This is a genomic window from Pseudactinotalea suaedae (assembly GCF_009733815.1).
Taxonomy (GTDB): Bacteria; Actinomycetota; Actinomycetes; order Actinomycetales; family Beutenbergiaceae; genus Pseudactinotalea; species Pseudactinotalea suaedae.
Map to the genome: position 1 here is coordinate 612,521 of NZ_WNXY01000001.1, position 22,708 is coordinate 635,228.

23 protein-coding genes are annotated in these 22,708 nt (G+C 72.2%); all 23 read left to right on the plus strand.

What is annotated here, in order from left to right:
- Position 1 precedes the first annotated feature (1 nt).
- The 23 genes from GPA04_RS02835 (at position 2) to rpoZ (ending at position 22,685) form a co-directional block, all read left to right on the plus strand.
- Positions 2 to 865, plus strand: a complete 864-nt coding sequence (locus GPA04_RS02835; protein WP_156222078.1) for a shikimate dehydrogenase — start codon at positions 2 to 4, stop codon at positions 863 to 865.
- Entirely contained in the window at positions 862 to 1,509 is a 648-nt protein-coding gene (locus GPA04_RS02840) for a prepilin peptidase (protein ID WP_156222080.1), read from the plus strand. The genes GPA04_RS02835 and GPA04_RS02840 overlap by 4 nt, the downstream gene beginning before the upstream one ends.
- A 42-nt stretch (positions 1,510 to 1,551) precedes the next feature.
- Positions 1,552 to 2,769 carry a chorismate synthase gene (gene aroC, locus GPA04_RS02845; protein WP_156222082.1) on the plus strand — a complete coding sequence of 406 codons (1,218 nt, stop codon included), beginning with the start codon at positions 1,552 to 1,554 and terminating at the stop codon, positions 2,767 to 2,769.
- Positions 2,766 to 3,296, plus strand: a complete 531-nt coding sequence (locus tag GPA04_RS02850; protein WP_156222084.1) for a shikimate kinase — start codon at positions 2,766 to 2,768, stop codon at positions 3,294 to 3,296. The genes aroC and GPA04_RS02850 overlap by 4 nt, the downstream gene beginning before the upstream one ends.
- On the plus strand, positions 3,293 to 4,369 hold the full coding sequence (aroB, locus tag GPA04_RS02855; RefSeq protein WP_156222086.1) for a 3-dehydroquinate synthase: 1,077 nt from the start codon (positions 3,293 to 3,295) through the stop codon (positions 4,367 to 4,369). The genes GPA04_RS02850 and aroB overlap by 4 nt, the downstream gene beginning before the upstream one ends.
- 4 nt (positions 4,370 to 4,373) lie before the next feature.
- Entirely contained in the window at positions 4,374 to 4,820 is a 447-nt protein-coding gene (locus GPA04_RS02860; RefSeq protein ID WP_156222087.1) for a type II 3-dehydroquinate dehydratase, read from the plus strand.
- A 59-nt stretch (positions 4,821 to 4,879) separates the two neighbouring features.
- Positions 4,880 to 5,437, plus strand: a complete 558-nt coding sequence (gene efp, locus GPA04_RS02865) for an elongation factor P (RefSeq protein WP_156222089.1) — start codon at positions 4,880 to 4,882, stop codon at positions 5,435 to 5,437.
- 33 nt (positions 5,438 to 5,470) lie between these two features.
- The gene (gene nusB / locus GPA04_RS02870) at positions 5,471 to 5,911 is read left to right on the plus strand and encodes a transcription antitermination factor NusB (protein ID WP_156222091.1); all 441 of its coding nucleotides are present in this window, start codon (positions 5,471 to 5,473) and stop codon (positions 5,909 to 5,911) included.
- 49 nt (positions 5,912 to 5,960) lie between these two features.
- Complete coding sequence (locus GPA04_RS02875) at positions 5,961 to 7,316, plus strand: MFS transporter (protein WP_241680549.1); 1,356 nt, start codon at positions 5,961 to 5,963, stop codon at positions 7,314 to 7,316.
- A 125-nt stretch (positions 7,317 to 7,441) separates the two neighbouring features.
- A complete protein-coding gene (locus GPA04_RS02880) occupies positions 7,442 to 8,725 on the plus strand; it encodes a zinc-ribbon domain-containing protein (protein ID WP_156222094.1) in 1,284 nt (427 codons plus the stop codon).
- Positions 8,722 to 9,792, plus strand: a complete 1,071-nt coding sequence (locus GPA04_RS21125) for a PT domain-containing protein (protein WP_156222096.1) — start codon at positions 8,722 to 8,724, stop codon at positions 9,790 to 9,792. The genes GPA04_RS02880 and GPA04_RS21125 overlap by 4 nt, the downstream gene beginning before the upstream one ends.
- A 72-nt stretch (positions 9,793 to 9,864) precedes the next feature.
- A complete protein-coding gene (locus tag GPA04_RS02890; protein ID WP_156222098.1) occupies positions 9,865 to 11,250 on the plus strand; it encodes a pyridoxal phosphate-dependent decarboxylase family protein in 1,386 nt (461 codons plus the stop codon).
- A 53-nt stretch (positions 11,251 to 11,303) separates the two neighbouring features.
- A complete protein-coding gene (locus GPA04_RS02895; RefSeq protein WP_156222100.1) occupies positions 11,304 to 12,482 on the plus strand; it encodes a hypothetical protein in 1,179 nt (392 codons plus the stop codon).
- A gap of 63 nt (positions 12,483 to 12,545) precedes the next feature.
- Complete coding sequence (pyrR, locus tag GPA04_RS02900) at positions 12,546 to 13,133, plus strand: bifunctional pyr operon transcriptional regulator/uracil phosphoribosyltransferase PyrR (protein WP_156222102.1); 588 nt, start codon at positions 12,546 to 12,548, stop codon at positions 13,131 to 13,133.
- The gene (locus GPA04_RS02905; protein ID WP_156222104.1) at positions 13,133 to 14,104 is read left to right on the plus strand and encodes an aspartate carbamoyltransferase catalytic subunit; all 972 of its coding nucleotides are present in this window, start codon (positions 13,133 to 13,135) and stop codon (positions 14,102 to 14,104) included. The genes pyrR and GPA04_RS02905 overlap by 1 nt, the downstream gene beginning before the upstream one ends.
- Positions 14,104 to 15,483, plus strand: coding sequence for a dihydroorotase (locus tag GPA04_RS02910; protein WP_156222106.1), 1,380 nt, complete (start codon positions 14,104 to 14,106; stop codon positions 15,481 to 15,483). Before GPA04_RS02905 ends, GPA04_RS02910 begins: the two co-directional genes overlap by 1 nt.
- Positions 15,480 to 15,944 (plus strand): PH-like domain-containing protein, encoded by a 465-nt coding sequence (locus GPA04_RS02915; protein WP_156222108.1) that lies wholly within the window; start codon positions 15,480 to 15,482, stop codon positions 15,942 to 15,944. The genes GPA04_RS02910 and GPA04_RS02915 overlap by 4 nt, the downstream gene beginning before the upstream one ends.
- Positions 15,944 to 17,125 carry a glutamine-hydrolyzing carbamoyl-phosphate synthase small subunit gene (gene carA / locus GPA04_RS02920; protein ID WP_156222110.1) on the plus strand — a complete coding sequence of 394 codons (1,182 nt, stop codon included), beginning with the start codon at positions 15,944 to 15,946 and terminating at the stop codon, positions 17,123 to 17,125. The genes GPA04_RS02915 and carA overlap by 1 nt, the downstream gene beginning before the upstream one ends.
- Positions 17,125 to 20,466, plus strand: coding sequence for a carbamoyl-phosphate synthase large subunit (gene carB / locus GPA04_RS02925; RefSeq protein ID WP_156222112.1), 3,342 nt, complete (start codon positions 17,125 to 17,127; stop codon positions 20,464 to 20,466). Before carA ends, carB begins: the two co-directional genes overlap by 1 nt.
- Entirely contained in the window at positions 20,463 to 21,332 is an 870-nt protein-coding gene (pyrF, locus tag GPA04_RS02930) for an orotidine-5'-phosphate decarboxylase (protein ID WP_156222114.1), read from the plus strand. Before carB ends, pyrF begins: the two co-directional genes overlap by 4 nt.
- Positions 21,333 to 21,431: 99 nt before the next feature.
- Positions 21,432 to 21,743: an integration host factor, actinobacterial type gene (mihF, locus tag GPA04_RS02935; protein WP_156222115.1), complete on the plus strand. Its 312-nt coding sequence runs from the start codon at positions 21,432 to 21,434 to the stop codon at positions 21,741 to 21,743.
- The gene (gmk, locus tag GPA04_RS02940; protein WP_156222117.1) at positions 21,736 to 22,329 is read left to right on the plus strand and encodes a guanylate kinase; all 594 of its coding nucleotides are present in this window, start codon (positions 21,736 to 21,738) and stop codon (positions 22,327 to 22,329) included. Before mihF ends, gmk begins: the two co-directional genes overlap by 8 nt.
- Positions 22,330 to 22,421: 92 nt before the next feature.
- The gene (gene rpoZ, locus GPA04_RS02945; RefSeq protein ID WP_156222119.1) at positions 22,422 to 22,685 is read left to right on the plus strand and encodes a DNA-directed RNA polymerase subunit omega; all 264 of its coding nucleotides are present in this window, start codon (positions 22,422 to 22,424) and stop codon (positions 22,683 to 22,685) included.
- Positions 22,686 to 22,708: the final 23 nt, after the last annotated feature.

Here is a 22,708-nt window from a genome sequence, read left to right on the forward strand (position 1 = left end):
GGTGGTCGCACCCACGCAGCGCCGCGCCGCGGTGCTCGGGCACCCGGTCGCGCACTCGCTGTCACCGGTGCTGCACCGCACGGCCTACCGGGAGCTCGGGCTCGAGGACTGGAGCTACGACCTGCACGACGTCGACGAGCCCGAGCTCGCCGACTTCCTGAGCAGCCGTGGCCCCGAGTGGGTGGGCCTGTCGCTGACGATGCCGCTCAAGCAGGCCGCGCTGCGCTGCGTCGACGTGGTCCAACCGCTGGCCGACGCCGTCGGCGCCGTCAACACGGTGCTGTTCCAGCCCGGCGGGCTGCTGGTCGGCGCGAACACCGACGTCTACGGCCTGGTGCAGGCGCTGCGGGAGGCGACCCCTCGACCCGCTTCCGGCGGTCACAGCCGCGGCGTCATCGTGGGCGGCGGTGCGACCGCGGCGTCGGCCGTCGCCGCCCTCGGCGAGCTGGGCATCCACCGCCCGGCGGTGCTGGTGCGCAGCATCGGGCGCGCCGGCACCGTGCTGCGGGCGGCCGCGACGATGGGTGTCGAGCCCGAGCTGGTCGCGCTGGGGACCGACCGCGCCGCCGGGCTGCTCCGCGACGCCGAGATCGTCATCAGCACCGTCCCGAGCGGCGGCTCCGACGCGCTCGCGCCGCTCGTCGCGGACCTGACCCTGGACGCGGCACAGGTGCTGATCGACGTCGTCTACGAGGGGTGGCCCACGCCGTTGCCCGCGCAGTGGCTCGCCTCGGGCGGGTCGGTCTCGCCGGGGTACCTCATGCTGCTCCACCAGGCCTGCGAGCAGGTGCGCCTGTTCACGGGCCGGCCCGCGCCGTTGGAGGCGATGCGCGCGGCGCTGCTCGCCGCCGTCGAGACAGCATGAGCCCGGAGATCGCCGCCGCCACGGCCGTGGTCGCGGCGGTCGCCGGTGCGCTCGTGCCCGCCCGCAGGCTCGTGCGCGGCGGCCCCGGTCGCTGGACCTCGCCGGTGCTGGTGGCGACGCTGGCGGCGCTCGGCGGCGCCGGGGCCGCGCTGCTCGCGGGCTCCTGGGTCGAGCTCGTCACGTTCGCCCTGCTGGCGCTGGGATGCGCGGTGCTGGTGGCCGTCGACCTCGACAGCCACCGGCTCCCCGACGTGCTCGTGCTCCCCACCGCCGTGGCGCTCGTGGGCGGCCTGGCCGTGGCCGCCGCGACCACCGACACCTGGCCCGACTTCGGCCGGGCGCTGCTGGGTGGGCTGGCGCTGGGGGTCGGGTTCCTCACGATGGCGCTGATCTCGCCCCGCGCGCTCGGTCTCGGGGACGTCAAGCTCGCGGCACTGCTCGGGATCTTCCTGGGCTGGTTCGGGTGGTCGGCGGTGCTCGCGGGCGTCGTGGCGACCTTCCTCCTCGGCGGCGTCGCTGCGCTGCTGCTCCTCGTGCTCACACGCGCCAGCCGTTCCACGGCGCTCGCGTTCGGCCCGTGGCTCGTGCTCGGAGCCGCCGTCGGTGCGGTCCTGGTGAGCACCGGCGCGACGCCCACACCCTGAACGCCACGAGGAGCGCCCTCGGCAGCGTGTCAGGATGACGACATGCTCAGATGGTTGACGGCCGGGGAGTCGCACGGCCCGGCGCTCGTGGGCATCCTCGAGGGGATGCCGGCCGGGGTCCTCGTCACGACCGGCGACGTGCAGGCCGCGCTCGCCCGACGTCGTCTCGGTCACGGCCGCGGCGCCCGGCAGAAGTTCGAGCAGGACGCGCTGCGGATCCTCGGTGGTGTCCGGCACGGGTTGACGCAGGGCGGTCCGATCGCCCTGGAGATCGGCAACTCCGAGTGGCCCAAGTGGGAGACCGTGATGGCGGCGGACCCGGTGCCCACCGACGCCCTCACCGTCGACGCCGGCACCGGCGACGAACGTGAGCAGGCGCGCAACCGCCCGCTGACGCGACCGCGCCCCGGCCACGCCGACCTGGTCGGCATGGTCAAGCACCACCTCGACGACGCCCGTCCGGTCCTCGAGCGCGCCTCGGCGCGGGAGACCGCCACGCGGGTCGCGCTCGGCTCGGTCGCCGCTGCGCTGCTGGAGCAGGCCGCAGGGGTGCGACTGGTGTCCCACGTCGTCGCCGTCGGGCCCGTCTCGACCCCCGAGGACGCCCCGCTCCCTGGCCCCGACGACGTGGCCTCCCTCGACGCCGACCCGATCCGCTCCTTCCACCCCCCGACCTCGGAGGCGATGGTCGCCGAGATCGACGCGGCCAAGAAGGACGGCGACACCCTCGGCGGTGTGGTCGAGGTCCTCGCCTACGGGGTCCCGCCGGGCCTCGGCTCGTACGTGCACGGCGACCGTCGGCTCGACGCACGGCTCGCCGGAGCCCTCATGGGCATCCAGGCGATCAAGGGCGTCGAGGTCGGCGACGGGTTCCGTACCGCTGCCCGCCGTGGCAGCCAGGCGCACGACGAGATCGAGCGGGACGCCGAGGGCCGCGTCCGGCGCCGCACCAACCGTGCCGGCGGTGTCGAGGGCGGCATGAGCAACGGCGAGATCGTCAAGGTCCGTGCCGCGCTCAAGCCGATCTCCACGGTGCCGAGGGCGCTCGCCACCATCGACGTCGCCAGCGGCGAGGCCGCCACCGCGCTGCACCAGCGTTCCGACACCTGTGCCGCAGCCCCCGCCGCCGTGATCGCCGAGGCCATGGTGGCGCTCGTGCTCGCCGAGGCGCTCGTGGAGAAGTTCGGCGGCGACAGCCTCACCGAGATCAAGCGCAACATCGAGGGCTACCTGGCCGCGATCCCGGAGGCCATGGCATGACATCGAACCCGAGCGCGCAGCCCGGACCCGCCGTGATCGTCATCGGGCTCCCCGGCGCCGGCAAGTCGACCGTCGGGCAGCTGCTCGCCGACGCGCTCGGCGTCGGCTTCCGCGACACCGACGCCGATGTGGAGGCCGCCGCGGGGGAGTCGATCTCCGACATCTTCCTCACGCACGGCGAGGAGCGGTTCCGCGCTCTCGAACGGGCAGCGGTGGTGGCTGCCCTGGCCGAGCACGACGGCGTGCTGGCCCTGGGTGGCGGCGCGATCCTCGACGCCCACACGCAGGCCGACCTCGCAGGGCACCGGGTGGTGCACCTGCAGGTCTCGCTGGCGGCGGCCTCGCCCCGCGTCGGGCTCTCGGCGGCACGGCCGTTGCTGGTGGGAAGCCCGCGCAAGCAGTGGCTCGAGCTCGCCGAGGCGCGCCGCCCGGTCTACACCGCGCTCGCCCAGGTCACGGTCGACACCGACGGGAAGACCCCCGAGGAGGTCGTCGAGCAGGTGCTCCTCGGGCTGGGGGAGCGGTGACGACGAGGATCCCGGTGCGTGCCGAGCGCGACTACGACGTCGTCGTCGGCACCGACCTGGGCGAGGAGCTGCTGCCGCTGGTCGGAGACCGGGTGCGCCGCGTGCTGCTGATGCACGCCGCACCGCTCGGCGCCGCGGCGGCCACGCTCACGCAGCGGCTCGAGACCGCCGGCTACGAGGTCGTCGCCGTCGAGGTTCCCGACGGGGAGGACGCCAAGACCGCCGCGATGCTCACCCGCTGCTGGGACACCCTCGGCGAGGCAGCGTTCGGGCGCGAGGACGTGATCGTCGGCATGGGGGGCGGCGCCACCACCGATCTCGCCGGCTTCGTCGCCGCCACCTGGCTGCGTGGGGTCCGCATCATCCAGATCCCGACGACGCTGCTCGCCATGGTCGATGCCGCCGTCGGCGGCAAGACCGGGATCAACACCGCCGCAGGCAAGAACCTCGTCGGGGCGTTCCACTCGCCGTCGAGCGTGCTCTGCGACCTGGGCACGCTGCGGACGCTGCCGCGCCCCGATCTCGTGGCCGGGCTGGCGGAGGTCATCAAGTGCGGGTTCATCGCGGACCCCGAGATCCTCGCGATCGTCGACCGCGCCACCGCCGCCGTGACCGACCCGACCTCCGACGAGCTGGCGGAGCTCGTGCGGCGCGCGATCCAGGTGAAGGCCGACGTGGTCGCCGCCGACCTGCGTGAGTCGCACCTGCGGGAGATCCTCAACTACGGGCACACCTTCGGCCACGCGATCGAGCACACCGAGCACTACCGCTGGCGTCACGGCGAGGCGGTGAGCGTCGGCATGGTCTACGTCGCCGAGCTCGCGCGCCTGGCGGGCCGGCTCGACGCCGATGTCGTCGCGCAGCACCGTGACCTGCTCGGGCGGGTGGGGCTGCCGCTGGGCTACCCGGGCGGCCGCTGGTCGCAGCTGCACGAGGCGATGCGCCGCGACAAGAAGACCCGGGGCGACCGGCTGCGGTTCGTGGTGCTGGACGGCGTCGCCGAGCCGGGCCGGCTCGAGGGTCCCGAGCCCGAGCTGCTCGTCGAGGCGTACGCGGCGATCACCCTAGGCTGAGCCCGTGACTGACGTCCTGGTCCTCAACGGCCCCAACCTCGGCAGGCTCGGCACCCGCGAGCCCGACGTCTACGGCGCGCTCGACGCGCCCACCCTGGCCGCGACCATCGCGACCTGGGGGAGCGAGCTCGGTCTCGCCGTCGAGGTCCGTCAGACCGACGACGAGGCGACGCTGGTCGGGTGGCTCCACGCCGCCGTCGACGCCCGCCAGGACGTGGTGCTCAACCCGGCCGCGTTCACGCACTACTCCTACGCCTTGCGTGACGCCGTGGCACAGGTCACCCGGGACGGGCTGCGGCTCGTCGAGGTCCATCTGACCAACCCGGCCAGCCGCGAGCGGTTCCGGCACACCTCGGTCGTGGCCGGTGTGGCCACCGGAACGATCGCCGGCTTCGGTGCGGACTCCTACCGGCTGGCGCTGCAGGCCCTGGCAGGTCGGCCGCCCGCCTGACACCCGTTACCCTGAGGGCCGCAGATTTGACGGCTTCACGGACTCAGGACGGAATGCGCGTGGCAACGACCAACGACCTCAAGAACGGCACGGTTCTCAACATCGACGGACAGCTCTGGTCCGTCGTGGAGTTCCAGCACGTCAAGCCCGGCAAGGGCCCCGCCTTCGTGCGGACCAAGCTCAAGGGCGTGACGAACGGCAAGGTCGTGGCGAAGACCTTCAACGCGGGCGTCAAGGTCGAGACCGCGAACGTCGACCGCCGCGACTACCAGTACCTCTACAACGACGGCGAAGGCTTCGTCTTCATGGACGTGAGCGACTACGAGCAGGTGACGATCGCTCCCGAGATCGTGGACACCGCCGCGAACTTCCTCCTCGAGGGTCAGCAGGTCATCGTGGCGATGCACGAGGGCACGCCGCTGTACGTCGAGCTGCCCGCCTCGGTGGTCATGGAGATCACCTACACCGAGCCGGGTCTGCAGGGCGACCGCTCCTCGGCCGGCACCAAGCCCGCCACGATCGAGACTGGCTACCAGATCCAGGTGCCGCTGTTCCTCGAGCAGGGCACCAAGGTCAAGGTCGACACCCGTTCCGGCGACTACCTCGGCCGGGCCTGAGGGCTCGGACGAGACGCAGAGAGGCCGGTTCAGGTGGGTGCACGTACCAAGGCGCGCAAGCGCGCGCTCGACGTCGTCTACGAGGCGGACCAGCGCGCCCTCAACACCGGTGACGCCCTGGTCCGCACCATCCAGGCCGTGCTCGCCGAGCGCGTGCTGCAGCCTGGCACCCAGACCTCGCTGCCCGAGTACTCGGTGACGATCGTCGAAGGGGTCGCGGCGCGGCTCGCCTCGATCGACGAGGCGCTCAGCACCTACTCCCAGGGCTGGACGCTGAGCAGGATGCCCGCCGTCGACCGCGCGTTGCTGCGCGTGGGCACCTGGGAGCTCCTCTACAACGACGAGGTGCCGGACGCGGTCGCGATCGACGAGGCCGTCGAGCTCGCGCGTGAGCTCTCGACCGACGACTCGCCGACGTTCGTCAACGGTCTCCTCGGCCGACTCGCTACCCTCAAGCCCACGCTGCTCGACTGACCGAGCAGGAGGTCCAGGCAGGTCGGGGCAGAACATGGCGACGCGGCCGGTGAGCACCACGGGCGTGCCCGCGGCCCCGCCGCGACGGGCCGTGGTCGGGTACGCGCTCGGCTCCGTCGGCACCGGCGGCTTCGGCACACTGCCCGGGCTGGTGCTCGCGTACTACCTGACCGACACCCTCGGGGTGATGGCCGGGCTGGCCGGGCTCGCGGTGACGGTCCCGAAGATCTGGGACGTCCTCGTCGACCCGATCATCGGCCGGGCGAGCGACGCGAGCGCCCGACGGCGGGGGTCGCGCCGGGCGTTCCTCCTCGCCGGGGCGGTCGCGCTCCCGGTCTGCTTCGCCCTGCTGTTCGCCGTCCCGGGCGGGCTGCACGGCTGGGCGGCGGCGCTGTGGGTCGTGGTCGCGTTCGTGCTGGCGACCACCGCGTTCTCGCTGTTCCAGGTGCCCTACATCGCGCTGCCTGCCGAGCTGGCAGGAACCCCGGCGGCCCGGACCCGGCTGGTCGCGCCACGCATCGCGGTCCTCGCCGTCGCCATCCTCGCCTTCGGTGCCGGCGGCCCCGAGCTGCGCGAGGCGTTCGGTGGCGGCCGGGACGGCTATCTCGCCATGGGCGTCATCACCGGGCTGGTGATCGGAATCGGCATGGTGCTGGCCGCGGTCCTGACCACCCGACGAGGCGAGCGTGCGGCGCCCGCCGTGGTGCCGACCCACCGGACCGACGGCGGCCTGGTGGCTGCCGTGGCAGCGTTGCGCGAGTCACGGCCGCTACGCCTGCTGCTGCTCACCTTCGTGCTGCAGGCGCTGGCCACCGGGGCGATGCTCGGAGCGGCGCAGTACGTCGCGACCTACACCCTCGGTGACGAGAGCGCGTTGACCGTGCTGTTCGCGGCGCTCGTCGCGCCCGCCCTGCTGGTGATGCCGCTCGCGCGCCGCGTCGCCGACCGGATCGGCAAGCGCCGGGCGCTGCTGGGATCGACCGCGTTGTTCGTCGTCGCGACGGCTGCGCTGGTCCTCGCGCGCCCCGCACCCGGGCCCTGGGTGTTCGTGTGCGTGGGGCTGGCCGGGGTGGCCTACGCCGGCATGCAGCTCTACCCCTTGGCGATGCTGCCCGACGTGATCGCCGCCGACGCGGCCGCGCGGGGCAAGGACCGTGCCGGCGTGATCGCCGGCGTGTGGACCTCGGGGGAGACGGCGGGGCTCGCGCTCGGACCGGCGCTCGTGCTCGGCGTGCTGGCGCTGACCGGCTTCGTCTCCCGGACCACACCGGACGTCGTGACCCAGCCGGCGTCGGCGCTGTGGGGAGTGGTGGTGACGTTCAGCCTGGTACCGGCCCTGCTGGCGCTGGCCTCGTTGGTCCCGCTGGCGCGCTTCGCCCTCGCCGAGGCCGCGGAAGGTTCCTGACGACACGGGTAGTTCGAACGTTGCGCGGATCTGTCGGCTCCGCCACGATGAGCGCGTGCCCGGGCGTCCCCGGGTCACGACGCCCGTCGTAGCCCACGTCGGCTCCGCCCTTCGCAGGAGATCGCATGGAATGCCCGCAGTGTCATACGCCGCTCCCTGATGTCGCCCACTACTGCCATCGGTGCGGCAAGGACGTCATCAGCTCGACGGACTCGCGCCAGCAGCACTTCGCCGTGAAGCCGGACGAGCCGGTCGCCTCCTTCGCGATCGTCTCCACGATCATGCCGCGAGGCGCCGGTCAGCGCGGCCAGACCTACCGGATCGCGCTCGTGATCGCTCTGGTCATCGCGCTGCTCGCGGCCTGCTTCGGCGCCGTGCCGCTGGCGGTGCTGGTGGCGGCGTTCGCGATCCCGGTCGTCTACATCGTGTACCTGTACGACGTGAACCTGTGGGACGACAACCCGGTCCAGGTGACCGTGATGGCGTTCGTGCTCACGTTCGTGCTCGGTCTCGGGTTCACGGCGCTGTGGTTCCTGGGCATCGGTACCGGAAGTGCCGATGGCTCCGGAGCCGGTGAGGCAGCCTCGAGCAGCAGCGTCGACGTGAGCGGCTTGCTCGTCGCGGCCCTGCTCGTCCCGATCGTCGGCGAGCTCATCCGGCAGATCGGCCCGGTCTTCCTCGCCAGCCGACCCCGCTTCGACGACCTCCTCGACGGCGCCAGCTTCGGTGTCATCTCGGGTGTCGCGTTCGCCACCGCCGACACGCTCGTGCGGCACTGGCCGCTGCTCGTGGGCGGCTTCACGCGCGAGGTCGATCCCGGGCTGTGGATGTCGCTGATCTTCCTCGAGGGCTTCGTCAAGCCGCTCCTGATCGGTACCGCCTCCGGCATCGCCTGCGCGGAGTTCTCCGGCCTGGGTCGCGGGTACGACGGCTTCTCGCCGCGCTACGTCCGCGGCGTGGTCGAGGCCATCCTCGCGAACGTCCTCTACTTCGGTGGCATCCACCTGTTCAGCAACCTCGAGGACGCCACGCTCAGCGTGGTCGTCAGCATCATCTGGGGCCTGCTGATCCTGGGGGTCCTCGTGATCCGGATGCGTCGCATCCTGCACGTCGCCCTGCTGGAGGCGGCGCTGGAGTCCGCTCAGGCCGAGGTCGCCGGGGCACCGGTGCCGCAGGCCGAGCAGGAGTTCTGCTCCCAGTGCGAGATGCCGATGATCCTCGGATCCTCCTTCTGCAGCGCGTGCGGCGCCAGCGCGCGTGCGCGCGGCAAGGTGCACTCGCACGCCGGTGCGCCGCTTGCCGGACCGCCGGCGCCGGCCGCATCCGGACCCGGTGATCCGCCAGCACCCGCCGGGCCGGGCTCCGCGGGTGGCGGCACCGTGACGAGCACCGAGGGGGAGCAGAAGTGAGCGACCAGGGACAGCAGCCGGGATTCGGCTCGCCGGAGCAGCCGCAGCAGCCCCAGCAGCCGCCGGCACAGCCCGGTTACGGGCCTCCGCAGGGCCAGCCCGGGTACGTGGCGCCGCAGCAGGGGATGCCTCAGCCGGGCTACCCGCAGCAGGGAGCGCCGCCCCAGGGTTACCCGCAGCAGGGTGCACCGCAGGGCCAGCCGGGCTACCCGCAGCAGCAGCCCGGCTACGGGGCACCGCAGGGCCAGCCGGGTTACGGCGCGCCGCAGCAGGGGTTCCCGCAGCAGGGTTACCCGCAGCAGCAGGGTTACGGCGGCTACCCCCCGGGTGGCTACGGCGGCGGCGGCCACCCGCAGCCGCCGAAGAAGAGCAACGGAGCCGTGATCGGTCTGGCGATCGGTGCGCTCGTGCTCGTGGTGCTGCTGGTCTTCGGCATCACCCGTCTGGTGGGTGGTGGCGGTGACGAGGATCCCACCATCGGCCCGACCGAGGGCACCACGGCGCCGCCGACCGACGACCCCACCGATGACCCGACGGATGACCCGACGGACGACCCGACCGACGAGCCCACGGACGACCCGACCGACGACCCGACCGACGAGCCCACGGACCCGCCGGGGAACGCCATCGTGATCGACCACGGCGTCTCGGTCGTGCCCGCGGCCGGATGGTCGCAGTCGGAGTCCGGTGACGGCTTCGTGGTTCTCGAGGACGGCGAGTCGGTCTTCTACGGCGAGGCGTTCATCCCGGACGGGACGATCCTCGCCAGCGATCTGGCCGACAGCTACATCGCCCAGCTGACGGCGGAGGCGACCGATCCCACGATCGGCGAGGTCTCCGCCGTCGACGTGGGCGCCGACTTCGACGCGGTCCAGCAGAGCGCCCAGTGGACGATCTCCGACTCCAGCGGTTCGTACCTCTACCAGGTCACCACCACGGTGATCGTGCGCCAGTCCGACGGTCTGGTGACGCTGTCGACGGTCTTCTTCTTCCCGGAGATGGTCGACACGGACGCGCTCGGTGAGGCGTACGGGGAGATGGCGGCCTCGATCCTGTCGACCATGTGAGGTCATGACCGCCCTCGTCCGGGCCACGGTGCGCCGTCACCGTGGCCCGGACGTGTGCCAGGGTGGTGCGCCATGAGCGCCGGGAGCGAGATCCTCGACCAGCTCCGTGGGCTGCGAGCCGCGGACCCGCCCACGCACGGCGGCCGGGTGCTGTCCTACGTCTACGACAGCGGCCGCCCGGATCTCGACGAGCTCGCACAGCGAGCGGCGGCCCTGTTCCTGCCCGTCAACGGCCTGGACCCGACGACCTTCACCTCGGTGGCGACCCTGGAGCGGGACCTGGTGCGGTTCGTGCGGGACACGTTGCGCGGCGGACCTGAGGTCGTCGGCTCGGTGACGTCGGGAGGCACCGAGTCGTGCCTGCTCGCCGTCAAGTCCGCGCGTGACCGGGCACGGGCGGCGAGCTCCTCGCTGCAGCGTCCGGTTCTCGTGATGCCGACGACGGCGCACCCGGCCTTCCGCAAGGCCGCCACCTATCTCGGGCTCACGCTGGTCGAGGTCCCGGTGGAGGTCGACGGCGCGGTCGACGCCGCGCGCTTCCTCGACGCTGTCGACCAGCACCGCGACGACCTCGCCCTCGCCGTCGTCAGCGCCCCGAGCTATCCGACGGGAACCCTCGACCCGGTGGAGCCGATCGCCGCCGGCTGCGCCGAGCGGGGTGTCGACCTGCACGTCGACGCCTGCATCGGCGGCCTGGTGCTGCCGTGGTGGCCGCACCCGGTCCCGGCCTGGGACTTCGCCGTACCCGGCGTGACCTCGATCTCGGCGGACCTCCACAAGTACGGCTACGCCCCCAAGGGTGCCTCGGTCGTGCTCTACCGGGGTCGGGACCGGCACCTCGCGCAGTACTTCGCCACCGCGTCCTGGCCCGGCTACCCCGTGGTGAACCCCACCGTGCTCGGCAGCCGGTCGGCGACCGCTCTCGCCGCCGCGTGGGCGGTGACGCAGGCGCTCGGGGTGAGCGGCTACACCGAGCTCGTGGCGCGGACGGCGGAGGCGACGAGCAGGCTCCGTCGGGTGGTCGAGCAGATCGACGGTCTGAGGGTTCTCGGCACCCCGACCGGTCCGCTGCTGGCGCTGACGTCGGCAGGGGAGCGGGGCGTGGACCCGTTCCTGCTGGTCGACGAGGTCCGCGCACGGGGCTTCCTGCTGCAGAGCCAACCTGCGTTCACCCAGCCCGACGGCACCGTGCTGCCGCGGTCCGCGCACGCGACGATCACCCCGGTCTCGCTCGGCGTGGTCGACGAGCTGGGCGCCGCGATCGCCGCCGCGGCGGATCAGGTCCGTGGGGCGCGGCCGCCGCAGCCGGATCTGGCGTTGGTCGCGCAGGTCGCCGAGACCGGGCTGCCGGACCGGCTCGCCGGGGTGATGGCGACGCTCGAGGCGCTGCCGCGCGATCAGGCGCCCGCGCTGCTGGCGCAGCTGCTCGCCGCGGTGATCGACCCGGACCGGAGCTGACGTTCCTCTGACATCATTCGTCCGACCCGCCTCAGCGCTCGAGAAGGACACCGATGTTCCGACGCTTGCTCGTCCTCGCCAGCCTTCTCGCCGCGGCACTGGGCATGTCGCTCGCGACCGCGCCCACGGCTGCCGCCGCGCCCGAGGACGTCACCATCACCGCGCCGGGCCCCGATGGGGATGACACCACGCCGCTGATCACGGGTACGGCGGACCCGACGTATCCCGTGCGTCTGTTCGTCGATGAGGTCGAGGTGGCCGAGCTCAGCGTCACCGACGAGGGCAGCTGGCAGCACCAGATCGCCGAGCCGCTGGCTCGCGGCACCACCGTCGCCATCAGCGTGCGGGTGTTTGACGAGTCCGGCACCGTCACGTTCGCCAGGGCGGACTCGTGGTACTACGTCTGGCCCGAGGCGGTGACAGTCACGATCAGCTCGCCGGCCGATGGCACGCTCGTCGGGACGTCGGTGACCTTGACCGGGACCTGGTCGCGGGGGCAGGACCTGTTCGTCGCGGTCGACGGCGTGCTCACCGACGCATCGTTGGCGATATCCAGCGATGACGGCCTTTCCTGGTTCGCGTCGCTCCCTGAGCACGGCTTGCCCGACGGCCCGCACGAGTTCCAGGTCGTCGGCGTGGACGAGGTCGGCCGGCCGATCGCCTCCAACACGGTCACCCTGATCGTGGACGGCACCGACCCCGATCCGCCGGTCGTGACCTCGCCGGCACCCGGGAGCACGGTGCGTAGCCTCGACTTCTCCTTCGCGGGCACCGGCACCGCGGGCAACCAGATCGAGGTGATCTTCGCGAGCTCGGGGTTCGCCGCCGGCGAGACCGTGACGGTCCGCGAGGACGGCACCTGGACGGCCCCCGTCAACGACGACCCCTCCCAGCCGGGCAACTCCTCGCTGTGGCTCAACCTGTCATCCCGCACGCTCGAGCTGTATGTCGTGGAGACGGATGCCGCCGGCAACTCCTCGTTCATCGAGTACTCGTTCGTCCTCGATCTGAGCGAGCCGACCACGGCCCCGCCAGCGGAGGTCGATCCCACCGATGACGCCACCGAGGACGAGGGCATCCCTCCCGTGCCCGAGGTCACGACGTCGCCAGCACCTGCGCCCGCTGCCCAGCTCGCTGCCACCGGCCCATACGACGTGCGACTGCTCCTGGTCGGCCTCGGGCTCGTGCTCGGCGGGCTGGCGGTGCGCCGGCGGGCCTCCGCCGTCCGGTAGGGTCGAGCCCGGCAACCACCACCTTTAAGCCCGTCCTGTGAGGCGGGGAAGGAGGATCGCCGGATGACTTCTGGCACCCCCGCGCGCTCGGCCACCGAACGCGTCGTCCTCGACTCGAGCGACATCGCACGCGCGCTGACGCGCATCGCCCACGAGATCATCGAGCGCAACAACGGCTCCGCCGGTCTCGTGCTGCTCGGGATCCCCACCCGGGGCGCCGACCTGGCCCGCCGGCTCGGCGAGCGCGTGCTGCAGGCCGACGGCCGCGACGACCCCGCCGAGACCCTGGTGGGGACGCTCGACATCACGCTGCACCGTGACGACCTGCGCCGCCACCCGGTACGCCCCATCGAGCCGACCACGATCCCCGCGAGCGGCATCGACGACAAGGTCGTCGTGCTGGTCGACGACGTGCTGTTCTCCGGCCGGACCGTGCGGGCCGCCCTCGACGCGATCTCCGACGTCGGGCGTCCCCGTGCCATCCAGCTCGCCGTCCTGGTCGACCGCGGCCACCGGGAGCTGCCCATCCGGGCGGACTACGTGGGCAAGAACCTCCCGACGGCGGCTGCCGAGCACGTGCGGGTACGCCTCGCCGAGGTGGACGGCGTCGACGAGGTCGCGATCGGTCGCAGCACGGGGGAGGAGAGCTGATGCGACACCTGCTCTCGGCCAAGGACCTGAGCCGCGAGGAAGCGGTCGCGATCCTCGACACCGCCGCCACGATGGCAGCCACGCAGCAGCGCGAGATCAAGAAGCTCCCGCCGCTGCGCGGCAAGACGGTCGTCAACCTGTTCTTCGAGGACTCGACCCGCACGCGGATCTCGTTCGAGGCGGCCGCCAAGCGGCTCTCCGCGGACGTCATCAACTTCTCCGCCAAGGGCTCCAGCGTCTCCAAGGGCGAGTCGCTCAAGGACACCGCACAGACGTTGCAGGCCATGGGCGCCGATGGCGTGATCATCCGGCACCCCGCCTCGGGTGCCCCGTTCCGCCTCGCCACCTCGGGATGGATCGACACCCCGGTGATCAACGCCGGTGACGGCAAGCACCAGCACCCCACGCAGGCGCTGCTCGACGCGTACACGATGCGACGCAACCTGCGCGGGGACGACGCGATCGGCTCCGACCTCGGCGGGGTGCGGGTCCTCGTGGTCGGCGACGTGCTGCACTCCCGGGTGGCACGGTCGAACGTCGATCTCCTGCACACCCTCGGCGCCACGGTCACCCTGGTCAGCCCGCCCACGCTGCTCCCGGTCGGCGTCGAGAGATGGCCGTGCGCGGTGTCCTACGACCTGGACGGCGCGATCGCGCAGGGCGCCGACGCGATCATGATGCTGCGTGTGCAGCGGGAGCGGATGAGTGCGGCCGGGGGCGGGTTCTTCCCCTCGCCGCAGGAGTACTCCCGCAAGTTCGGGCTCGACCGCAACCGGCTGGCCGCGCTCGGGCCGGACGCGCTCGTCATGCACCCCGGGCCGATGAACCGCGGCCTGGAGATCTCGGCCGAGGCGGCCGACTCCGCCCAGGCCGTGATCCTGGAGCAGGTGACGAACGGTGTCGCGGTCCGCATGGCCGTGCTCTACATGCTTCTCGGAGGGTCCGAGGGCGCCACCGGAGGGACTGCCTGATGAGTGCACCTGCGAGCAAGGACCGGAGCGGAGCGAGCGTCGCTGCGCCAGCACGGGGCACGAGCGAGTACCTGATCCTGGGCGCCACCCTTCCGGACGGCTCCACCACGGACCTGCTCCTGCGCGACGGCGTCATCGCCGCGACCGGTGCCGAGGCCACGTCCGCGCGTGACAGCGGCGTGAGCACGATCGACGCCACCGGGTTGGTCGTCCTGCCCGGCCTGGTCGACCTGCACACGCACCTGCGCGAGCCGGGCCGCGAGGACGCCGAGACCGTGTGGTCCGGTACCCGCGCCGCCGCGCTGGGTGGCTTCACCTGCGTGCACGCGATGGCGAACACCCAGCCGGTCGCCGACACCGCCGGCGTCGTGGAGCAGGTGTGGCGGCTGGGCCGCGACGCGGGTTGGGTGGACGTACGCCCCGTCGGCGCGGTCACGGTCGGGCTGGGCGGCGAGCGCCTCGCCGAGCTGGGCGCGATGGCCGACTCGGCCGCGACCGTCCGCGTGTTCTCCGACGACGGCGTGTGCGTGGACGACCCGGTTCTCATGCGTCGCGCTCTCGAGTACGTGAAGGCGTTCGACGGCGTGATCGCCCAGCACGCGCAGGAGCCGCGGCTGACCTCCGGTGCGGTCATGAACGAGGGCGTGGTCTCCGCCGAGCTCGGGCTGACCGGCTGGCCGGCGGTCGCGGAGGAGTCGATCATCGCTCGCGACGTGCTGCTCGCCGAGCACGTGGGCTCGCGCGTGCACATCTGCCACCTGTCGACGGCGGGCAGCGTCGACATCGTGCGCTGGGCCAAGGCCCGCGGCATCCAGGTGACCGCCGAGGTGACGCCGCACCACCTGCTGCTCACGGACGAGGCCGTGCGCGGCTACGACCCGCAGTTCAAGGTCAACCCGCCGCTGCGCACGGCGCAGGACGTGCTCGCGGTCCGGCAGGGTCTCGCGGACGGGACGATCGACATCGTCGCCACCGACCACGCCCCGCACCCCAGCGAGGACAAGGACTGCGAGTTCGACGTGGCCGCCTTCGGGATGACCGGTCTGGAGACCGCGCTGTCGGTCGTGATCGAGTCGATGGTGCTGGCCGACGACGTCGAGTTCGGCTGGGAGGACGTCGCCCGCACCATGTCGAGCGCACCGGCCGCGATCGGCCGGGTGCACGACCAAGGGCGACCGGTCGCCGTCGGCGAACCCGCCCACCTGACGCTGGTCGACCCGGGGTCACGCTGGCCGGTGGTGCCGCGCGAGCTGCTCACCGCGAGCGACAACACCCCGTTCGCCGGACGCGAGCTGCCCGGCCGGGTGGTCGCGACGTTCTACGGCGGCCGTGCGACCGTCCTCGACGCCACCCCGATCCCGATCGAGGGCCTCGCATGAGGTTCGTCTGGATCGGCCTGGCCGTGATCGTGATCGGGCTGCTGGTGTTCTCGTTGCTCCGGCGCACCGCCCTGGCGCCCGCGCCCAAGGAGGGACCGAACCTGCCCCCGCTGCCCAAGGTCCCGGCGGGCGGTGCCGACCACGGCCTCGAGACCACCTACGTGGTGACGAGCATCAAGGGCGCCCACGACCAGCGCGTGATCTCCCGCGGCCTCGACAAACGGGGCACCGCGATCGCCGCCGTCCGCACCGACGGCGTGCTGATCGACCGCCGCAGGGCCAGCACGCTGTTCATCCCGACCGTGAAGCTGGACGGCGTGCGCACCACCTCCTCGCTCGTGATCGTGCAGTGGACGCACGGCGGCTACGAGCTCGAGACCGGGCTGCGCATGCGCAACGACGCCGAGCGCGACCGCCTCCACGACCGCGTGACCGCTCTGATCGAGAACCAAGGAGCCTGATGACCACCACCGCACCGCAGACCGCACTGGTCGTCCTCGAGGACGGCTACGTGCTGCGTGGACGCGCCTACGGCGCGCGCGGCGCCGCCTTGGGCGAGATCGTCTTCTCGACCGGCATGACCGGCTACCAGGAGACGCTGACCGACCCCTCCTACCACCGCCAGATCGTCGTGATGACGGCCCCGCACATCGGCAACACCGGCGTGAACGACGAGGACCCCGAGTCCCGCCGGATCTGGGTGGCCGGCTACATCGTGCGCGACCCCACCCGGCGCGCGTCGAGCTGGCGCTCCCGGCGCGAGCTGGAGGAGGAGCTGGCGGAGCAGGGCGTCGTCGGCATCTGCGACATCGACACCCGGGCCCTGACCCGGCACCTGCGGGACCGGGGCGTGATGCGCGCCGGCATCTTCTCCGGCGACGCGCTCCCCACCCTGCCCGGCAGCCACGGCGACGCCGAGCTGCTCGAGCAGGTGCGGTCCGCGCCCGCGATGGCCGGTGCCGACCTGGCACGGGAGGTGACCACCACGGAGAACTACGTGGTCCCGCCGTCCGGCGAGTTCGAGGGCAAGGAGCCGCTCGCCCGGGTGGCCGCCGTCGACCTCGGCATCAAGGAGATGACGCCGCAGCGGCTCGCCGAGCGAGGTGTCGAGGTGCACGTGCTGCCCTCGACGTCCAGCATCGAGGACGTCCTGGCTGTCGATCCCGACGGGGTGTTCTTCTCCAACGGCCCCGGCGACCCGGAGGCCTCGGTCCACGAGGTCGCCCTGCTCCGCGAGGTGCTGGACCGCAAGGTCCCCTACTTCGGCATCTGCTTCGGCAACCAGATCCTCGGCCGTGCGCTCGGGCTGGGCACCTACAAGCTGGCGTTCGGTCACCGTGGCGTCAACCAGCCGGTCAAGGACCTGGTCACCGGCAAGGTCGAGATCACCTCCCACAACCACGGGTTCGCCGTCGACGCCCCGATCGGGGACCCGGTCACCACCCCCTTCGACGACGGCCGGTACGGCCGGGTCGTGGTCTCGCACGTCGGGCTCAACGACGGCGTGGTCGAGGGGCTGCGGTGCCTGGACATCCCCGCCTTCTCCGTGCAGTACCACCCCGAGGCCGCCGCCGGCCCGCACGACGCCGCCTACCTGTTCGACCGTTTCGTCGACCTCATCTCCGGAAAGAGCGCCAGCTGATGCCCCGCCGCACCGACATCTCCAGCGTCCTCGTCATCGGCTCCGGCCCCATCGTCATCGGCCAGGCCGCCGAGTTCGACTACTCGGGAACCCAGGCGTGCCGGGTGCTGCGCGAGGAAGGGCTGCGCGTCATCCTCGTCAACTCCAACCCGGCGACGATCATGACCGACCCGGAGTTCGCCGACGCGACCTACGTCGAGCCGATCACCCCCGATGTCATCGAGTCGATCATCGCCAAGGAGCGCCCCGACGCGCTGCTGCCGACCCTGGGCGGGCAGACCGCGCTGAACGCGGCCATCGCGATGCACGAGCGCGGTGTCCTCGAGCGTTACGACGTCGAGCTGATCGGCGCGAACATCGAGGCGATCAACCTCGCCGAGGACCGCGACCAGTTCAAGGGCGTCGTCGAGCGCTGCGGCGCCGAGTCCGCACGCTCGGCGATCTGCCACTCGATGGCCGACTGCCTCGAAGCCGTGCAGGACCTCGGCTACCCGGTCGTGGTGCGGCCCTCCTTCACGATGGGCGGCCTCGGCTCGGGCATCGCGTTCGACGAGGCCCAGCTGCACCAGATCGCCGGTCAGGGGTTGCACTACTCGCCGACCACCGAGGTGCTCCTGGAGGAGTCGATCCTCGGCTGGAAGGAGTACGAGCTCGAGCTGATGCGCGACAAGTCGGACAACGTCGTGGTGGTGTGCTCGATCGAGAACGTCGACCCGGTCGGTGTGCACACCGGCGACTCGATCACGGTCGCACCGGCGCTCACCCTGACCGACCGCGAGTACCAGAAGCTGCGCGACGTCGGCATCGCCGTCATCCGCGAGGTGGGCGTCGACACCGGTGGCTGCAACATCCAGTTTGCGGTGCACCCCGAGACCGGCCGGGTCGTGGTCATCGAGATGAACCCGCGCGTCTCGCGCTCCTCCGCGCTGGCCTCGAAGGCGACCGGGTTCCCGATCGCCAAGATCGCGGCACGGCTGGCGATCGGGTACACCCTCGACGAGATCCCCAATGACATCACCGGCTCCACCCCCGCGAGCTTCGAGCCCACGCTGGACTACGTCGTCGTCAAGGTCCCGCGGTTCGCGTTCGAGAAGTTCCCCGCCGCGGACCCCACGCTGACCACGACGATGAAGAGCGTCGGCGAGGCGATGGCCCTCGGGCGCAACTTCACCGAGGCGCTGCAGAAGGCGCTTCGCTCGATCGACACCGCGAGCAGCTCGTTCCACTGGAAGGGTGAGGCGCCTGACGCCGAGACCACCGCGGCGCTGATCGAGTCGATCAGCACGCCCACCGAGCACCGGCTGCTGGACCTGCAGCAGGCGATCCGCGGCGGGGCCACGCTGGAGGAGCTGACCGGCGCGACCGGGATCGACCCGTGGTTCGTGGATCAGCTGATGCTGCTGCAGGAGGTCGCCCGCGACATCGAGCAGGCGCCGACGCTCGACGTCGAGACGCTTCGGGCCGCCAAGCGGCACGGGTTCTCCGACACCCAGATCGCCGAGATCCGTGGGCTCGGCGAGCAGACGGTCCTGGAGATGCGGCACGCCTACGGGCTGCGACCGGTGTACAAGACGGTCGACACCTGCGCGGCCGAGTTCGAGGCGCGCACGCCGTACCACTACTCGAGCTACGACGCCGAGACCGAGGTGCAGCCGCGCGAGCGGCCCGCGGTGCTGATCCTCGGGTCCGGTCCGAACCGGATCGGGCAGGGGATCGAGTTCGACTACTCGTGCGTGCACGCCACGCTCGCGCTGCGCGGCGAGTACGAGACCGTGATGATCAACTGCAACCCCGAGACGGTCTCGACCGACTACGACACCGCGGACCGGCTCTACTTCGAGCCGCTGACGTTCGAGGACGTGTACGAGGTCTACCGCGCCGAGCTCGAGGTGGGTCCCGTCGCCGGTGTGATCGTGCAGCTGGGTGGCCAGACGCCGCTCTCGCTCGCGGCGCGGCTCGCGGCTGCCGGTGTGCCGATCTGGGGCACCCCGCCCGACGCGATCGACGCCGCCGAGGACCGCGGGCTCTTCGGTCAGGTGCTGATGGGTGCCGGGCTGCCCGCGCCGGCGTTCGGCACGGCGATCTCGCTGCCCCAGGCCCGCGAGATCGCGGACCGGGTGGGCTACCCGGTGCTGGTGCGACCCAGCTACGTGCTCGGCGGGCGCGGCATGGAGATCGTGTACGACGACGCCCAGCTGGTCGACTACATCAGCCGCGCCACCGGGGTGGCGGCCGACGCCGCCGGCGCCCCGACCGTCCTGCCCGCCCCGGTGCTCGTCGACCGGTTCCTGGACCAGGCGATCGAGATCGACGTCGACGCCCTGTACGACGGCCACGAGCTGTTCCTCGGCGGTGTCATGGAGCACATCGAGGAGGCCGGCATCCACTCCGGTGACTCCGCGTGCGTGCTGCCGCCGGTCACGCTCTCGGACGCGATGGTCGCCCGGATCCGCACCTCGACCGAGGCGATCGCCGCCGGCGTCGGGGTCCGTGGCCTGATCAACATCCAGTACGCGTTGTCCTCGGACGTGCTGTACGTGCTCGAGGCCAACCCGCGCGCGAGCCGCACGGTGCCGTTCGTCTCCAAGGCGACCGGGGTGCCGCTGGCGAAGGCGGCGGCGCTGCTGATGTCGGGGATGAGCATCGCCGACCTCCGGGCTGCCGGCCACCTGCCCGAGCTCGACGCCTCGACGTCCGACCCGGACGCCCCGATCGCCGTCAAGGAGGCGGTGCTGCCCTTCAAGCGGTTCCGCACCCCGGCCGGCACCGTGGTGGACACCGTGCTCGGGCCGGAGATGCGCTCGACCGGTGAGGTGATGGGGTACGACGTCGACTTCCCGCTCGCCTTCGCGAAGTCGCAGGCGGCCGCGTTCGGCGGGCTGCCCAGCGAGGGCACGGTGTTCGTCTCGGTCGCGGACCGCGACAAGCGCTCGGTGATCCTGCCCACGGCCCGGCTCGTGGAGCTGGGGTTCCGGATCGTCGCGACCGGAGGCACGGCGAGCGTGCTCCGCCGCAACGGCATCGAGGCCGCCGTCGTCCGCAAGGGCTACGAGGGGCGAGGGCCGAACGGCGAGCCGACGGTCGTCGACCTCATCAACGCGGGTGAGATCGACATGGTCGTCAACACCCCCGGGAGCAAGGGCACCCGCGCCGACGGCTACGACATCCGGGCCGCCACCACCGCGGCCGACCGCGCGATCATCACCACGATGCAGCAGCTGAGCGCCGCGGTACAGGCGATCGAGGCCGTGCGGCGGGGGCCCTTCGAGGTGATCTCGTTGCAGGAGCACGACCGGGCGCGCGAGCGTCGGCTGGCCGAGCCGGCCGGCGCCGGCTCATGAGCACGATCGTGCCCTTCGGCACCCGGCTGGCCGACGCCATGGACAGCCACGGGCCGCTGTGCGTGGGGATCGACCCGCACCCGGGGCTCGTGCGCGAGTGGGGGCTGCCTGACGGCGTGGCCGGGCTCCGAGAGTTCGCGCTGCGGACGCTCGAGGCCGTCGGCCCCCACGTCGCCGCCGTGAAGCCGCAGGCGGCGTTCTACGAGCGCTGGGGGAGTGCGGGCTTCGCGGTGCTCGAGGAGCTGATCGCCGGCTGCCGGGCCGCCGGGGTGCTGTGCATCGTCGACGCCAAGCGTGGTGACATCGGGTCGACGATGAACGGCTACGCCGACGCGTTCCTCGGCAAGGACTCACCTCTGGCCGGGGACTGCGTGACCCTGTCGCCCTACCTCGGCTACGGCTCGCTGGCGCCGGCGATCGCCGAGGCGCGCGCGACCGGGCGGGGCGTGCTGGTGCTCGCGCTGACCTCGAACCCCGAGGGGGCCGAGGTGCAGCACGCCAGGACCGCGGCGGGCACGAGCGTGGCGGCGGCGATCGCCGCGCACGCGTCCGCCGACAACGCCCAGGACCTGGCCGGCGGCGCCCGGCTGGGCACGGTCGGGCTCGTCACCGGTGCCACGATCGGGTCCGCACCGACCGACGTCGGTGCCGACCTGGCCGCGGTACGGGGCCCGCTGCTGGCCCCCGGTCTGGGGGAGCAGGGCGGCCGCCCGGAGGACCTCGAGGCCACGTTCGGCGCCGCCGTCGGGGCCGTGCTCGCCAGCGCCTCCCGCAGCGTGCTGCGGGCCGGCCCGGACCCTGCGGCGCTCGGGGAGGCGGCCAGGCGGCTCGCCGCCGAGCTCGCTGCGGCCACCGGTCGGGCGTAGGTTCGCCTTCCCAGAACCTGTCGCGCAGCTGCTGCGGTTGCCGCACCGCTCGCGCGTCGCTAGGTTGCCATGCAAGCGTCCCCAACCCGAGGTGAGATCGTGGCCCTCCCCAACCTCACGCCCGAGCAGCGCGCTGCTGCGCTCGAGAAGGCTGCCGAAGCTCGTGCCGTCCGTGCGGAGGTCAAGAACCGCCTCAAGTACTCGGGCGGCAAGCTCTCCGAGGTGATCGAGCAGGGCAAGACCGACGACGCGATCGGCAAGCTCAAGGTGCTGTCGCTGCTGGAGTCGCTGCCCGGCGTGGGGCGCGTGACCGCCAAGTCGATCATGACCGAGATCGGGATCTCCGAGTCCCGCCGTGTCCGCGGCCTGGGGCCGCACCAGATCGCCAAGCTGGTCGAGCAGTTTGGCTGAGCCGGCTCCCACGGGCCGGCCCATCACGCCTGCGCGGCTGACGGTCCTGGCCGGCCCGACCGCCGTGGGCAAGGGAACCGTCTCGGCTGACATCCGCGCCCGCTACCCCGAAATCTGGTTGTCGGTCTCGGCCACCACCCGGCCGCCGCGTCCCGGCGAGATCGACGGCGTCCACTACCTGTTCATCTCGCCCGAGACGTTCGCCGACATGGTGGCGCGCGGCGACTTCCTCGAGCACGCGGTGGTGCACGGCCGGCACCACTACGGGACGCCGCGCGGCCCGGTGGACGCGTGCCTGGCCCAGGGCCGACCGGCGCTGCTGGAGATCGACCTGCAGGGCGCGCGACAGGTGCGCACCACGATGCCGGAGGCACGGTTCGTGTTCCTCGCCCCACCCACCTGGGAGGAGCTCGTGCGGCGGCTGATCGGCCGCGGCACCGAGGACGACGAGGAGCGCGCCCGACGGCTCGCCACCGCCAAGATCGAGATGGCGGCGCAGTCGGAGTTCGACCACACGATCGTCAACGACGACGTGACACGCGCCACGGACGAGCTGGTCGCCCTCATCTCGGGGGAATCCGGGTAGACTGGCCGTTGGCCACTTGGCTGAGCCCGCCGTGCCCACGGCACCGACCCCGCGGTGCGGGCTCGCCGCCACCACGACTGTGAGGTCTTGACATGTCCGGAACCGTTGCCGCCCCTGAAGGCATCACCGACCCGCCGATCGACAAGCTGCTCGAGTCGGTCGACTCCAAGTACGCCCTGGTGATCTGGTCCTCCAAGCGGGCCCGGCAGATCAACGCCTACTACGCGCAGCTCAACGAGGGCCTGCTCGAGTACGTGGGTCCGCTCGTCGAGACCGAGCCGCAGGAGAAGCCGCTGTCGATCGCGATGCGCGAGATCTCCTCCGGGCTGCTGACCGTCGAGCCCGAAGAGGACTGAGACCGAGCAGTCGGAGGGGGATC

Coding starts and splice junctions, on each gene's coding strand:
- GPA04_RS02840 (WP_156222080.1), top strand. CDS start 862: ATGAGCCCGGAGATCGCCGCCGCCACGGCCGTGGTCGCGGCGGTCGCC.
- aroC (WP_156222082.1), top strand. CDS start 1,552: ATGCTCAGATGGTTGACGGCCGGGGAGTCGCACGGCCCGGCGCTCGTG.
- GPA04_RS02850 (WP_156222084.1), top strand. CDS start 2,766: ATGACATCGAACCCGAGCGCGCAGCCCGGACCCGCCGTGATCGTCATC.
- GPA04_RS02880 (WP_156222094.1), top strand. CDS start 7,442: ATGGAATGCCCGCAGTGTCATACGCCGCTCCCTGATGTCGCCCACTAC.
- GPA04_RS02890 (WP_156222098.1), top strand. CDS start 9,865: ATGAGCGCCGGGAGCGAGATCCTCGACCAGCTCCGTGGGCTGCGAGCC.
- GPA04_RS02895 (WP_156222100.1), top strand. CDS start 11,304: ATGTTCCGACGCTTGCTCGTCCTCGCCAGCCTTCTCGCCGCGGCACTG.
- pyrR (WP_156222102.1), top strand. CDS start 12,546: ATGACTTCTGGCACCCCCGCGCGCTCGGCCACCGAACGCGTCGTCCTC.
- GPA04_RS02905 (WP_156222104.1), top strand. CDS start 13,133: ATGCGACACCTGCTCTCGGCCAAGGACCTGAGCCGCGAGGAAGCGGTC.
- GPA04_RS02910 (WP_156222106.1), top strand. CDS start 14,104: ATGAGTGCACCTGCGAGCAAGGACCGGAGCGGAGCGAGCGTCGCTGCG.
- GPA04_RS02915 (WP_156222108.1), top strand. CDS start 15,480: ATGAGGTTCGTCTGGATCGGCCTGGCCGTGATCGTGATCGGGCTGCTG.
- carA (WP_156222110.1), top strand. CDS start 15,944: ATGACCACCACCGCACCGCAGACCGCACTGGTCGTCCTCGAGGACGGC.
- carB (WP_156222112.1), top strand. CDS start 17,125: ATGCCCCGCCGCACCGACATCTCCAGCGTCCTCGTCATCGGCTCCGGC.
- pyrF (WP_156222114.1), top strand. CDS start 20,463: ATGAGCACGATCGTGCCCTTCGGCACCCGGCTGGCCGACGCCATGGAC.
- rpoZ (WP_156222119.1), top strand. CDS start 22,422: ATGTCCGGAACCGTTGCCGCCCCTGAAGGCATCACCGACCCGCCGATC.